This window comes from Streptomyces poonensis, from assembly GCF_014650915.1.
Classification (GTDB): domain Bacteria; phylum Actinomycetota; class Actinomycetes; order Streptomycetales; family Streptomycetaceae; genus Streptomyces; species Streptomyces poonensis.
Window position 1 is genome coordinate 1 of sequence record NZ_BMVW01000016.1, and the last position, 12,636, is coordinate 12,636.

General features: G+C 72.2%; 11 protein-coding genes. All 11 read right to left on the reverse strand.

Annotated features, from left to right (window positions below; translation table 11 throughout):
* Positions 1–50: 50 nt before the first annotated feature.
* A complete protein-coding gene (gene cysC / locus IE242_RS29580) occupies positions 51–638 on the reverse strand; it encodes an adenylyl-sulfate kinase (protein WP_229859613.1) in 588 nt (195 codons plus the stop codon).
* A gap of 1 nt (position 639) precedes the next feature.
* Positions 640–1,416: a phosphoadenylyl-sulfate reductase gene (locus IE242_RS29585; protein ID WP_189864685.1), complete on the reverse strand. Its 777-nt coding sequence runs from the start codon at positions 1,414–1,416 to the stop codon at positions 640–642.
* A 169-nt stretch (positions 1,417–1,585) separates the two neighbouring features.
* Positions 1,586–3,277 (reverse strand): nitrite/sulfite reductase, encoded by a 1,692-nt coding sequence (locus tag IE242_RS29595; protein ID WP_189864689.1) that lies wholly within the window; start codon positions 3,275–3,277, stop codon positions 1,586–1,588.
* Between the two features lie 138 nt (positions 3,278–3,415).
* Entirely contained in the window at positions 3,416–3,499 is an 84-nt protein-coding gene (locus tag IE242_RS39325; protein WP_309486338.1) for a putative leader peptide, read from the reverse strand.
* A gap of 92 nt (positions 3,500–3,591) precedes the next feature.
* Positions 3,592–4,155: a GNAT family N-acetyltransferase gene (locus tag IE242_RS29600; protein ID WP_189864691.1), complete on the reverse strand. Its 564-nt coding sequence runs from the start codon at positions 4,153–4,155 to the stop codon at positions 3,592–3,594.
* 115 nt (positions 4,156–4,270) lie between these two features.
* Complete coding sequence (locus IE242_RS29605) at positions 4,271–5,731, reverse strand: hypothetical protein (RefSeq protein ID WP_189864692.1); 1,461 nt, start codon at positions 5,729–5,731, stop codon at positions 4,271–4,273.
* A gap of 167 nt (positions 5,732–5,898) precedes the next feature.
* Complete coding sequence (locus IE242_RS29610; protein ID WP_189865024.1) at positions 5,899–7,215, reverse strand: helix-turn-helix domain-containing protein; 1,317 nt, start codon at positions 7,213–7,215, stop codon at positions 5,899–5,901.
* A 352-nt stretch (positions 7,216–7,567) separates the two neighbouring features.
* The gene (locus IE242_RS29615) at positions 7,568–9,202 is read right to left on the reverse strand and encodes an acyl-CoA dehydrogenase family protein (protein WP_189864695.1); all 1,635 of its coding nucleotides are present in this window, start codon (positions 9,200–9,202) and stop codon (positions 7,568–7,570) included.
* 162 nt (positions 9,203–9,364) lie between these two features.
* Complete coding sequence (gene sbnA, locus IE242_RS29620; protein WP_189864697.1) at positions 9,365–10,351, reverse strand: 2,3-diaminopropionate biosynthesis protein SbnA; 987 nt, start codon at positions 10,349–10,351, stop codon at positions 9,365–9,367.
* 161 nt (positions 10,352–10,512) lie between these two features.
* Positions 10,513–11,589, reverse strand: coding sequence for a 2,3-diaminopropionate biosynthesis protein SbnB (gene sbnB / locus IE242_RS29625; protein WP_189864699.1), 1,077 nt, complete (start codon positions 11,587–11,589; stop codon positions 10,513–10,515).
* Positions 11,586–12,584 (reverse strand): TauD/TfdA family dioxygenase, encoded by a 999-nt coding sequence (locus IE242_RS29630; protein WP_189864701.1) that lies wholly within the window; start codon positions 12,582–12,584, stop codon positions 11,586–11,588. Before IE242_RS29630 ends, sbnB begins: the two co-directional genes overlap by 4 nt.
* Positions 12,585–12,636: the final 52 nt, after the last annotated feature.

Sequence of the window (12,636 nt, forward strand, 5' to 3'; positions counted from 1 at the left end):
CGACAGGGCGTACGGGCTGCCGGTCTCCTCGGAGACGGTCGCGACGGTCGTCATGCCAGACCCCTTTCGACGAGCAGCTTGTGGACCGTGGCCGCGGACTCCTGCACGGTCTGGTGCTGCGACTCGATACGCAGGTCGGGGGAGACGGGCTCCTCGTAGGGGTCGTCCACCCCGGTGAGCCCGGAGATCTCGCCCGCGGCCTGCTTGGCGTACAGCCCCTTCACATCACGTACGGAGCAGACGTCGACCGGCGTGGCCACGTGCACCTCGACGTACGCGGCACCGCTGGCCTCGTGTCGCTTGCGCACCGCCTCGCGGCTGTCGGCGTACGGGGCGATGACCGGCACCAGCGCCTTGACGCCGTTGCGGGCCAGCAGGTCGGCGAGGAAGCCGATGCGCTGCACGTTGGTGTGCCGGTCGGCGCGGCTGAAGCCGAGGCCGGCGGTGAGGAACTCGCGGATCTCGTCGCCGTCGAGCACCTCCACGAGGTGGCCGTCCTCGCGCAGCAGCCGGGCCAGCTCGTACGCGATGGTGGTCTTGCCGGCGCTCGGCAGACCCGTGAGCCAGACGGTGGCTCCGGTGGTCACTTGGTTCTCCTGGTTCTGCGGAAGGGGAGCGTTCCGCGATGTCTCGGCCATGTCAGCCGTGCAGTCCGCACTCGGTCTTGGCGCGGCCCGCCCAGCGGCCGGCACGCGCGTCCTCGCCCGCGAGGACCCGGCGGGTGCAGGGGGCGCAGCCCACGGAGGCGTAGCCGTCCATGAGCAGCGGGTTGGTGAGCACCCCGTGTTCGGTGACGTACGCGTCCACGTCGTCCTGCGTCCAGCGGGCTATCGGCGAGATCTTCACCTTCTGCCGCTTCTCGTCCCAGCCGACGACCGGGGTGTTCGCCCGGGTCGGGGACTCGTCGCGGCGCAGGCCGGTCGCCCACGCGTCGAACCGCGCGAGGCCCTCCTCCAGCGGCTTGACCTTGCGCAGGGCGCAGCACAGGTCGGGGTCCCGGTCGTGCAGCCTCGGCCCGTACTCGGCGTCCTGCTCGGCCACCGTCTGACGCGGCGTCAGCGTGATGACGTTGACGTCCATCACGGCCTCCACCGCGTCCCGGGTGCCGATGGTCTCCTCGAAGTGGTAGCCGGTGTCGAGGAAGACGACGTCGACGCCGGGCATCGCACGGGAGGCGAGGTGGGCGACCACCGCGTCCTCCATCGAGGACGTCACGCAGAAGCGCCTGCCGAAGGTGTCGGCGGCCCACTTCAGGATCTCCAGGGCCGAGGCGTCCTCCAGGTCGCGGCCGGCCTGCTCGGCGAGCGCCTTGAGCTCGGCGCGCCGGGCGTCCTCGGCGGCCGTCGCGTCCTGCGGGTCCCCGGCGGCGGCCGCCGTGTCGTGCGGGGTCGTGTCGGAATCCACCTTGACGGTCATATGTCCCCTCCGCTGTCGGCTCGTTGGAGCCCCCGGGCCAGCAGCCCGAGATACTTCAACTGGAAGGCTCGGTTGCACGCGTGGCATTCCCAGGCCCCGTGTCCTTCTTCGCTCGGACGCAGGTCCTCGTCACCGCAGTAGGGGCAGTGGAAGGGCGCGGCACGCTCGCTCACGACAGCGCCTCCTCGCTGGCCCGCGACACCCAGGCCGCGAACCGCTCGCCGTCCTCGCGCTCGGCCTCGAACCGCTTCAGGACGCGCTCGATGTAGTCCGGCAGCTCCTCCGACGTCACCTTCAGGCCGCGCACCTTGCGGCCGAAGCCGGCCTCCAGGCCGAGCGCGCCGCCCAGGTGCACCTGGTAGCCCTCGACCTGCTCGCCCTGGTCGTTCAGCATCAGCTGGCCCTTGAGACCGATGTCCGCGACCTGGATACGGGCGCAGGCGTTCGGGCAGCCGTTGAGGTTGATGGTGAGCGGCTCGTCGAAGTCGGGCATACGGCGCTCGAGTTCGTCGATGAGCGCGGACCCGCGTGCCTTGGTCTCGACGATGGCGAGCTTGCAGAACTCGATGCCGGTGCAGGCCATGGTGCCGCGCCGGAACGGGGACGGCTTGGCGGTGAGGTCCAGCGCCTCCAGGCCGTCGACCAGGGAGTCGACCCGACCCTGCTCGACATCGAGGATGATCATCTTCTGCTCGACGGTGGTGCGGACCCGGCCCGAGCCGTGCGCCTCCGCCAGGTCGGCGATCTTCGTGAGCGTGGCACCGTCGACCCGGCCGACGCGCGGGGCGAACCCGACGTAGTAGCGGCCGTCCTTCTGGCGGTGGACACCGACGTGGTCGCGCCACTGCTGGACGGGCTGGTCGGGCGCCGGGCCGTCGACCAGCTTGCGCTTCAGGTACTCGTCCTCCAGCACCTGACGGAACTTCTCCGCGCCCCAGTCGGCGACCAGGAACTTCAGGCGGGCCCGGTTGCGCAGCCGGCGGTAGCCGTAGTCACGGAAGATCGACAGGACACCCTCGTAGACGTCGGGGACATCCTCCAGCGGCACCCAGGTGCCCAGCCGCACACCCAGCTTGGGGTTGGTGGACAGGCCGCCGCCGACCCACAGGTCGAAGCCCGGACCGTGTTCGGGGTGCCGGACGCCGACGAACGCGACGTCGTTGATCTCGTGCACCACGTCCAGGAGCGGCGACCCGGAGATGGCCGTCTTGAACTTACGGGGGAGGTTGGAGTACGCCTTGTTGTTCAGGACGCGGCGCTTCATCTCCTCCAGCGCCGGGGTGCCGTCGATGACCTCGTCCTCGGCGATGCCCGCCACCGGGGAGGCGATCATCACGCGAGGGGTGTCGCCGCAGGCGGTGACGGTGGACAGGCCCACGCCCTCCAGCCGGTTCCAGATCTCGGGGACGTCCTCGACGCGGATCCAGTGGTACTGGACGTTCTGCCGGTCGGTGATGTCGGCGGTGCCGCGCGCGAACTCCTGCGAGATCTCACCGATGACCCGCAGCTGCTGCGTGGTGAGCTGCCCGCCGTCGATGCGGACGCGCAGCATGAAGTACTCGTCGTCCAGCTCCTCCGGCTCCAGGACCGCGGTCTTGCCGCCGTCGATGCCGGGCTTGCGCTGGGTGTAGAGGCCCCACCAGCGCATCCGGCCGCGCAGGTCGTTGGGGTCGATGGAGTCGAAGCCCCGCTTGGAGTAGATCGTCTCAATGCGTGTCCGCACATTGAGACCGTCGTCGTCCTTCTTGAACTGCTCGTTGCCGTTGAGCGGGGTGTGGTGACCTACGGCCCACTGACCCTCGCCACGGTGACGGCTCACCTTGCGGCGGGGCGCGGCGGAGTTCTGCGGGGTGGCGGCCATGGTTGTTACGTCCTTCGGGACAGGCGGAAGATGCGGCTCTGACCTGCGCACACGGGCGCATTAGGGCATACGTGCCGGGCTGGCGCTCCGTTGCGCGGGCGAGGCAGGAAGGGGGGAGAACGGCGGTGCTGCGGCTGGTCAGCTCGCCGGACAGATGGCGCTGGACATGCGGCCGAGGTCGACGTGCCGCCGACTCACCAAGGCAATTCCAGTTCCAGACATGACGGAAGCGTGTCATGGCTGTTCGAACTCAGTCCACCTTCATCCATATCCTGGACAGGACTGTCCCGGATGGCGAGACGGTGTGACCTGTGTCATGCCCCTGGCCAGGGTCCCGGTGCTGCGGCCCCGGGCTCCTGCTCGACCTTGGTGTCGAAGAGCCTGAACCCGCGCCGCCGGTAGTTCGCCATCGCGTGCTCGCCGTCCAGGCTGCAGGTGTGCAGCCACACCCGCTCGGTCGGCGCCAGCCCCGGCCACCGTTCGGCCAGGTCCCAGGCCCGCGCCGTCCCGTACGACAGCAGATGCCCGCCGATGCGGCGCCCGCGGAAGGCCGGCAGCAGCCCGAAGTACACGATCTCCACGGCTCCCGCGTCCTGGGCCTCCAGCTCGACGTACCCCGCGGGCGTCCCGCGGTCGTACGCCACCCACGTCTCCACGCCCGGCCGGCCGAGGTGCTCCTCCCAGCGGGCGTACGTCCACGGCAGCCGGTCGGTCCAGCGGATGTCGCCGCCCACGGAGGCGTACAGGAACCGGCTGAACTCGGGCGAGGGGACCTCGGCGCGCAGGACGCGGACATCCCCCTCGGGGGCCGCGGCGGGCAGCAGATCCGCCGGAGACGTCTGCTCCAGGGACCAGGTGGTGACGGTGATCGTGGACATGGTGGCCAGAAAACCATGGTGCCCGGTCCGGCACCAGGCCGGGTCCGCACCGTGAGAAGCCCTGGTGGGGAGCCTGTGCGCCGACTGTGCGTGGCGCGCCCTCGTCCTGTTCCCACTACTCCATCGACTCGTCCACCGACGCCAGTGGCACCGCGTACAGCACCCGCTCCGGGGCGCCGTCCGGCGACGCCCCCTCGCCGTTCCCGTGGTCCTCGCCGGCCTTCCCGGCCTCGCCGTCGAGGTCTGCCGTCCGCTCCGTGAGCGTCCACAGTTCGCCGGTCTGGGGCCAGTACGACAGCGACTCGGTGTGCCGGCCCCAGCAGGCGCGGGACCCGTCGGCGGTGCACCGGGCCGAGTCGGCGCCGTCCTCGTCCTGCCGCCACAGCGTGCCGTGCGGGCCCTGGCGCCCGGGGGTGTGCCCGACGTACCAGTCGGCCTCGTTCTCCGCGCTCTCCCGGTGGGACAGCACGCTCCGGACGCCGGCCGCCTCCGTCTCGTACGCCTCCTCGGCGTCGACGTAGCCGAAGGGGCCGGCGCCCAGCAGGCCCGTGCGGTCGGCCGACGTGCTGAAGGGGTAGCGCCAGACACGCGTCGGCTCGTCGTCGCCGGAGTCGGGGGCGGAGTCGGAGGCGGGGCTCTCGACGGCCACCAGGCTGTGCGGGGTCGAGGTGCGGTCCAGGGAGAGGGAGGCGAGGCAGGGGAACGCGTCGTCGCGTGCGGTGGTGCACGGGCCGCCCGTCGGGCGGTAGGAACCGACCGCCGGCAGCACATACCGGTGGTGGTGGGCCGACCAGCCGCCGTCCACCCGGCCGATCGCGTCGTCCTCCACATCGGCCCGCAGGACGCGGTCCAGGTCGAAGACGAGCAGGGTGTCGTCCTGGGCGGTGCCGTTCCCGGCGGTGACGATGAGCTTGTCCTGGTACCAGACCATGCCGCCGGCGCGGGAGCGCACCGGGTCGAAGTCCCTGCCACTGTCGCGCGGGGCGACGAGCAGGACCCAGCGGTACCTCAGGTCGTCCGGGTCGGTCGCGTCGATGAAGGCGACCCGGGCGAGCCCCCGGTCCTCCGCCGGGCCGTCGGTGTCCCCGCCGGTGTGGGTCCAGCCGGCCAGGACGACCCGGTCCCCGCCCCAGGTGCCGGCCGCGGCGGCGTCGCCGGAGGTGGTGACGGACCGCGGGATCCACGCCTGTGTCGTGGCGTCGTCGGTGTCCCAGCAGTACGCGCGGGTCGCGGTGGGCTCGACGGGGAGTGCGGCCCGCTCGGAGTCGGAGCAGTCGTCCTCGTTCCGCATCGGGTGGTCGGCGCTCCGCAGCACCTCTTCGATGCCGACGCTGCCGCCCATCCCCTCGGTCAGGGTGTCGAGCGTCGCCTCGGGGGCCAGGCTCTCGCGCAGCCGGAAGTCGTCCATCTCGGCGGACGAGGTGAGCGGGGCGAGCGGCCCGGGGGTGTCGCCGCCGGCCGCCTGAGAGGTGGTGATCAGCGTGGCCGCCGCGGTCAGCGCCAGTGCCGTACCGGCCAGTCCGGCGCGCAGCGCGCGCCCCCGTCTGTGCCGTCGGTGTCTGCCGCGGTGCCTCATGACGACCAACCTCCCGATGACAGCCGGCCAACTGCCTCGAACGATCCGGATGTTGACGCGGATGGTGACGGAGAAGCAGGTGGGGTGGTTCGGGAGGATGCTACTTCAGACACCTGGGTGTCCGATCGGGGAACCGTATAAATGCGACGAGTTCCCACACTCGGTGATCATGGGTGTTCACCGGGTGTGCACGCTGTGGCGGCCGGCCGGCCGTGCGCGGACGTCTCTCTCGTGCGGACCACCCCCGGCGCCAGCGAGTGGGGGAGCAGGTCCAGCGGGTCGTCCGGCAGCCGGACGTCGAGGTCCACGCCCTCCGCGAAGCGGTACGGGCGGTGCTCCAGGAACGCTCCGAGACGGCGCCGCACCCGAGATATCTCGGCGCGGACCGTGACCGTGCGGGCCGGGTCGCCGAACAGGTCGGCGGCGAGCGCCGCGGCGCTGCGGCCGGTGCGGTGCAGGGCCAGCAGGTACAGCAACTCCGCGTGCCGGAGGGAGAGTTCGTGCGTCCAGGAGCACGTGCCGCCCGAGACGGCCACCGTCCAGCGGTGCGGCCGCGTCAGGTCCAGTACCAGGCGGGCGGTGCCGGAGGCGGCCGACGGCTCGGCGCAGGGCCGGATCAGCCAGCCGCCGGGCAGCGGTTCCACCGAGCACGGGCCCAGGTTCGGCAGCCGGGCCCGGCCGGGTGCCAGCGACTCCGGCAGCGCGAGCCGCCTGGTGTACGGCATCCCGGTCACCGCGGCCGTCCAGCCGTGGTCGTCCACGGCCACCGCGTGCCCGCCGGTCCGCGCCAGGACCGGGGCGGCGACCGCGCGCAGCCGTTCCAGCGAGGTCAGATGCAGGTCGCGCAGCCGGGCCTCGGCGAGCTTGGCCACCGATGCGACCAGGGCGAGCGTGGCCGGGTGGTGGGTCTCCAGCGGACCGCTGACGTCGACCGCGCCGAGCAGCCGGCCGTCGCGCGGGTCGGTGATGGGCGCGCTGACGCACGCCCAGGAGCGCAGGGTGCGCACGAAGTGCCCGGCGGGCACGACCCGGACCGGACGGCGGGTCGCCAGCGAGGTGCCGGACCCGGCCGGGCCGGACGTCCCCTCCCGCCGCTCCACCCCGTCGGCGAGGCCGTGCCCGTCCGCCCGGCGCGGCCCCGAGGCGCCGCCCTCGCGCCACAGCACCCGGCCCTCCGCGTCCGCGACCAGCACGGTGTGCTGTCCCGAGTCCGCGAACGGCAGCAGCCCTTCGTGCAGCACCGGCAGGACGTGTCTGAGGCGTGCCGTCCGCCGGCACCGCTCGGTCTCCTCGAGGTTGAGCAGATCGCCGCGCGGGCCGTGGCCGGCGCCGGCCACGCCGCGGGCCACCCGGCTCCAGGACCCCTCGGCCACCGTCCGCGGCGCGTTCTGCGGGCGCTGTCCGGCCGGCGTGGCGGCGCCCGTCCCGTCGAGCGCCCGTGCCGCCGCTTGCGCCTTTTGGGCGGCGAGCCGTGTGACATCCATCGGCGGGTGCGCCACTCGTACCTCCCGGCGGGCCTCTTCCAATTCCGTCCCCGGACGGCGCCCGTGTGCGTTGACGGCGGGTCTCATAGTGTGCCGCCGATCGGCCACGGACGGGGGCACTCCGGTCACAGGGGGCCGATGCCGCCGGTGTCCGTCCGCCGGGGTTGCAACCCCTTGCAACCCTGGCGAACGGCCGCCGACGTGTTGAAACTTGTCCGAAGCCGCCCGTTGTGGCGGCTGTGCTCCGGCCAGGGGCCAGAAAGGCGGGGGTGGTGCCGTGTCGGCGCAGCACCACCCCCGTGCCGGGCCGCACCGCCCCGTGCCGTGTAGTACCACCCCCACGCCTACCGCTTCAGCCCACCGGGCGGGCCCGGGTCACCACCGAGGCGAGGTCCAGGGTGTGCGGCAGGGTGCCGAGGGCGGAGCCCCAGTCGCCGCCGAGCCGGGAGGCGCAGAACGCGTCGGCGACCTCCGGGGGCGCGTACCGGACCAGCAGCGAGCCCTGGAGTACGAGCGCGAGCCGCTCCACGAGCCGGCGCGCGCGGGCCTCCACGCCCTCCAGATCGGCGAGTTCGGTCAGCAGGTTCTTGATCGCGCCGTCCAGGCGGTGGTCGGCTCCCCGCGCCTGCCCGACCTCCTGGAGGAACGCGTTCAGCGCCTGCGGCTCGCGCTGCAGCGCCCGCAGCACGTCCAGCGCCTGGACGTTCCCGGCGCCCTCCCAGATCGAGTTGAGCGGCGACTCGCGCAGCAGCCGGGGCATCCCGGACTCCTCGACGTACCCGTTGCCGCCCAGGCACTCCAGGGCCTCGGCCACCACCGGCGTACAGCGCTTGGTCACCCAGTACTTGGCGGCGGGCACCGCGAGCCGCAGGAAGGCGCGCTCGCTCTCGCTCCCGTCGTCGTACGCCGCCGCCAGCCGCAGCGCGAGCGTGGTCGCCGCCTCCGACTCCAGCGCCAGATCGGCGAGGACGTTGCGCATCAGCGGCTTGTCGATCAGCTTCCCGCCGAACGCCTCCCGATAGGTGCAGTGGTGGATCGCCTGCGCCACCGCCTGCCGCATCAGCCCGGCGGAGCCCAGCACGCAGTCCACGCGCGTGGCGGCCACCATGCCGATGATGGTGCGCACCCCGCGGCCCTCGTCGCCGACCCGGCGGGCCCACGTCCCGTCGAACTCGACCTCGGAGGAGGCGTTGGAGCGGTTGCCGAGCTTGTCCTTCAGCCGCTGGATGCGGAAGACGTTGTGCGTGCCGTCGGCCAGCACGCGCGGCACCAGGAAGCAGGTCAGGCCTCCCGGTGCCTGCGCCAGCACCAGGAAGCCGTCCGACATGGGCGCCGAGCAGAACCACTTGTGCCCGGTCAGCTCGTACGTCCCGTCCTCGGCGAGCGGCCGCGCCACGGTGCTGTTCGCCCGGACGTCGCTGCCGCCCTGCTTCTCCGTCATCCCCATCCCGAACAGGGCGCCGGCCTTCTGCGCGGCGGGCCGCAGCTCCTGGTCGTAGACGGTGGACGCCAGCCGAGGCTCCCACTCGGCCGCGAGCGCGGGGTCGGCGCGCAGCGCGGGCACCGCCGCGTGCGTCATCGACAGCGGGCAGCCGTTGCCCGCCTCGACCTGCGACCAGACGAGGAATCCGGCCGCGCGCCGCACATGGCCGCCGGGCCGGGTCCAGGCGGTCGTGAGTCCTTGGGAGACGCCCTTGCCGAGGAGCCGGTGCCAGGAGGGGTGGAACTCGACCTCGTCGATCCGGTGCCCGTAGCGGTCGTGGGTCCGCAGCTTCGGCGGGTTCTCGTTGGCCAGTGCTCCCCACTCCTGCACCTGTGCGGAGCCCGCGGTGCGGCCGAAGGCCGACAGTTCCGCGCGGGCCTCGTCGAGCAGTCCGGGGGCGAGGTGCCGCTCGACCGCCTCCGTGAGGGCGCGGTCGGCGGTGAAGACGTCGTAGCCCCGCAGTGGCGGGGGCTGGTTGGTCACTTCATGGGTGCTCGCTGCCATGCCCGAAACCTACCCCCCGGTATGAGGTGCTCACCTGGTGTGCGGCAGGTGCCGTCCCGGTGGGACGGGCCGCCGGACAGGCCACGGCGCTCCGGGAAGCCGTCGGGCTCCCGGAGCGCCGCAGGTCGTGCGGTGCGCGCTCGGACCGGGCCGAGCGCGCGATCAGGCCGAGTGCGAGATCAGCGGCAGTTCCTCGGTGTCGAGGACGTCGTCGCCGTACAGGTCGCGCACCCAGCTGTCCCGGTAGACGCTGTCCAGGTAGCGCTCGCCGAGGTCCGGGGCGATGGCCACCGACGTGAGGTCGTCGCTGCCGTTGCGGGCCAGCCAGTCGGACGCGCCGCTGACCACCGTGCCCGTCGAACCGCCGAACAGGAACCCGCGCCGGGCCAGCCGGCGGCAGGCGCGCACGGTGTCCGGCTCCGCCACCCGGACGAGGTCGTCCACCCAGGACTCGTCCAGCAGCGGCGGGGTGACGCTCATCCCGAGGCCGGGGATCATCCGGCGGCCCGGAGTCCCGCCGAAGGACACGGACCCCTCGCTGTCCACCGCCACGATGCGCACCCCGCGCCGGTGCTCCCAGAACCAGCGGGCGCACCCCATCAGCGTGCCCGAGGTGCCCACGCCCACGAACAGCACGTCAAGCTGCGGGAACTGGCGGGCGATGGCCGGAGCCGTGGTGCGGTAGTGCGCCCGCCAGTTGCCCGAGTTGGTGTACTGGTCGAGCCAGACGAAACGCTCGTCGGAGGCGCACAGCGCACGCACGTACGAGATGCGTGCGCCGAGGAAGCCGCCGTGGGCGGCCGGCTCGGTGATGACGTGCACGCTCGCGCCCAGCGCCTCCATCAGCCGGCGGGTCTGCGGGTTGCAGCGGGAGTCGGTCACACACATGAACCGGTAGCCCCTGCTCGCCGCGATCATGCTGAGCGCCACGCCCAGGTTTCCGGACGAGGACTCGACCAGCACGGAGTCCGGCGTGAGGACCCCGTCCCGTTCGGCGGCCTTCACCATTTCCAGCGCGGCCTTGACCTTGATCGATCCGGCGAAGTTGAAGCCCTCGCACTTGAGGAAGAGAGAGTGCCCGACGACCGGTCGAAGATCGACGTACAGCTCCTCCTCGTTGAAATCCGTGGGTACGGATATGACTGGCACTACGCCCCCCTGTTTTGCGCTTGCCATACTGTCATAATTGGCGTGTTGTATGTGTAACTGGCGTGGTTCTTGACTTTTCGCGACATGTCCGGTGCCTGTGGCGTGTACGAACTGGTCAGGCCCGTACGTGCTGGTGCTGTGGTGCTGTGGTGCGCGGCCGGTCAGCCGTGGCGGCTCAGCTCGTGGAAGAAGCCGTCCACCACGTGGAGTTCACCGGCCCGGGCCACGGCGTCGTGGACGTACGCGCCCACCGCCAGGTCCAGGACCCCGAGGCCGAACGGCGAGAAGATCACCGGCCGGTCCGACGGCACGCCCACCCGGCCGGCGAGCACGTCGTCCAGCGTCCCGGTCAGGAAGCTCCGGCCGCCGGTGAGCTTCTCGGCCAGGTGCGGCGAGGTGTCCGCCTTCAGGCAGTGCTCCACGTCGTCGACGAAGTTCGCCGAGCCGAGCAGGATCTCCGGCGCGAGGTCCCGCAGCGACACATGCAGCACCAGCGGGTCGTGGGCGAACCACTTCGGGTCGTGGACGTGCGGCGTGCCCGCGACCGTGGCGAAGACCACCAGGTCGGCCGTGCTGATCGCCTCCCCGGCGTCCTCGTGCACGGTGATCCGGGCGCCGGTGCCCGACCGCCGGAGGTAGTCGGAGAACCCGGCGGCGCTCTCGGCCGACAGGTCGTGCACGCCGATCTCCTCGAACGGCCAGTCCGTCGCGGCCAGGAACGTGTGGATGTACCGGGCGATCAGACCCGTGCCCACGAACACCACCCGGGACGGCTTTTCGCGCCCCTCGCGGGCGTCGCTCAGCCGGTGGGCCGCCAGCGCCGCCGACGCCGCCGTCCGGGCCGCGCTGATCACCGACGCCTCCAGACACGCGAACGGATAGCCCGTGACGGGGTCGTTGAGGATCAGCACGGCGGAGGCGCGGGGCAGACCGGACTTGATGTTCTCCGGGAAACTGGACACCCACTTCAGCCCGTCGACCCGCTTCTCGCCGCCGAGCGACGCGGGCAGCGCGATGATGCGGGACGAGGGACGGTCGGGGAAGCGCAGGAAGTACGACGGCGGGTTCACCGTGTCGCCCGCGCCGTGCAGGCGGTAGACGGACTCCACCAGGTCGACGATCTCGCGCTCGCGGCCGTCCAGGAGCTGCCGCACCTGGGCGCCGGTGATCACGGCGAAGGACGGCGCACCGTTCCGCGCGGGCGTCGCCGCCGGGTCGGACGGGGGCAGCGGGCTCATCGGGCGTTCCCTTCCAGGGTCACGGAGACGTCGGAGAACCTGACCGGGTCGGCGAGGCCCACGAGCACCTCGCGCGCCCCCTCGAAGGGCTCCCGGCTGTGCGCCGTACGGATGTTGTCGACCAGCAGCAGATCGCCCGCCCGCCACGGCTCGCGCCGCGTGTGGGCCGTGTACACGTCGTTGATCGCCTCGACGACGTCCGGGCCGATCGGGTCGCCGTTGCCGTACCGGGTGTTGAACGGCAGACCCTCGTCGCCGTACACGTCCACCAGGTACTCGCGCACCTCCGGGTCCATCGTCCACTCGTTGAGGAACGCGATCTGGTTGAACCAGCAGCGGCGGCCCGTCACCGGGTGGCGCACCACGGCGCTGCGGCGCTGCCGGGTGCGCAGGGAGCCGTCGTCCTGCCAGGCGAACTCGATGGCGTGCACCCGGCAGTACGCCTCGATGGCGCCCCGGTCGTCCGTGCCGAACGCCTCTTCGAGCGTGGCGCCGATCTCGTCGTTGTAGCTGCGGGTGAGTATCCAGCCCTCCCGTTCGAACCGTTCGGTCAGCTCGGTGGGCAGCGCCGTGAGCACGGCCTCCGCGTCGGCCACGGTCGTCGCCCCGCCCTCGGTGGGCGCGGTGAGGCAGGCGAAGAGCATCAGGCCGGGGAACTCCAGCGTGTAGCTGAGCTCGTGGTGCATGCACATCTGCTGGTTGGGCGGCCAGGCCGTGGAGGAGTGCACGCCGTCGGCGTACGCCTGCCGCGGCGCGAACGCCTCCTTCTCCGGCATCAGGCGGTCGGCCAGCAGCTGGAAGACGGCGCCGGTCTGTGTCCGGTCGCTCAGCCCCAGCCCGCGGACGAGCACCGCGCCGTGCTCGGCGACGACGGCACGCAGCGCGTCCCGGTGCCGCGTGGTCCACTCCCGGGCGTCACCGGAGACGCTGAGCAGGGGTGGCCTGCCCTCGGTCAGGGCGACGTCGTCGCGGAGCAGGGAAGTGGAGGACGACATGGTCGTGAAGGTCCTTTCGGTAGTGCCGGTGGTGCCGGCAGTGCTGGTCGTA

Bases quoted from the DNA above. Each gene is read 5' to 3' on its own strand.
- IE242_RS29610 (WP_189865024.1), bottom strand. From the start codon at position 7,215: ATGGATGTCACACGGCTCGCCGCCCAAAAGGCGCAAGCGGCGGCACGG.
- IE242_RS29615 (WP_189864695.1), bottom strand. From the start codon at position 9,202: ATGGCAGCGAGCACCCATGAAGTGACCAACCAGCCCCCGCCACTGCGG.
- IE242_RS29630 (WP_189864701.1), bottom strand. From the start codon at position 12,584: ATGTCGTCCTCCACTTCCCTGCTCCGCGACGACGTCGCCCTGACCGAG.
- IE242_RS29595 (WP_189864689.1), bottom strand. From the start codon at position 3,277: ATGGCCGCCACCCCGCAGAACTCCGCCGCGCCCCGCCGCAAGGTGAGC.
- sbnB (WP_189864699.1), bottom strand. From the start codon at position 11,589: ATGAGCCCGCTGCCCCCGTCCGACCCGGCGGCGACGCCCGCGCGGAAC.
- IE242_RS29600 (WP_189864691.1), bottom strand. From the start codon at position 4,155: ATGTCCACGATCACCGTCACCACCTGGTCCCTGGAGCAGACGTCTCCG.
- IE242_RS29585 (WP_189864685.1), bottom strand. From the start codon at position 1,416: ATGACCGTCAAGGTGGATTCCGACACGACCCCGCACGACACGGCGGCC.
- IE242_RS39325 (WP_309486338.1), bottom strand. From the start codon at position 3,499: ATGTCTGGAACTGGAATTGCCTTGGTGAGTCGGCGGCACGTCGACCTC.
- IE242_RS29605 (WP_189864692.1), bottom strand. From the start codon at position 5,731: ATGAGGCACCGCGGCAGACACCGACGGCACAGACGGGGGCGCGCGCTG.
- cysC (WP_229859613.1), bottom strand. From the start codon at position 638: ATGGCCGAGACATCGCGGAACGCTCCCCTTCCGCAGAACCAGGAGAAC.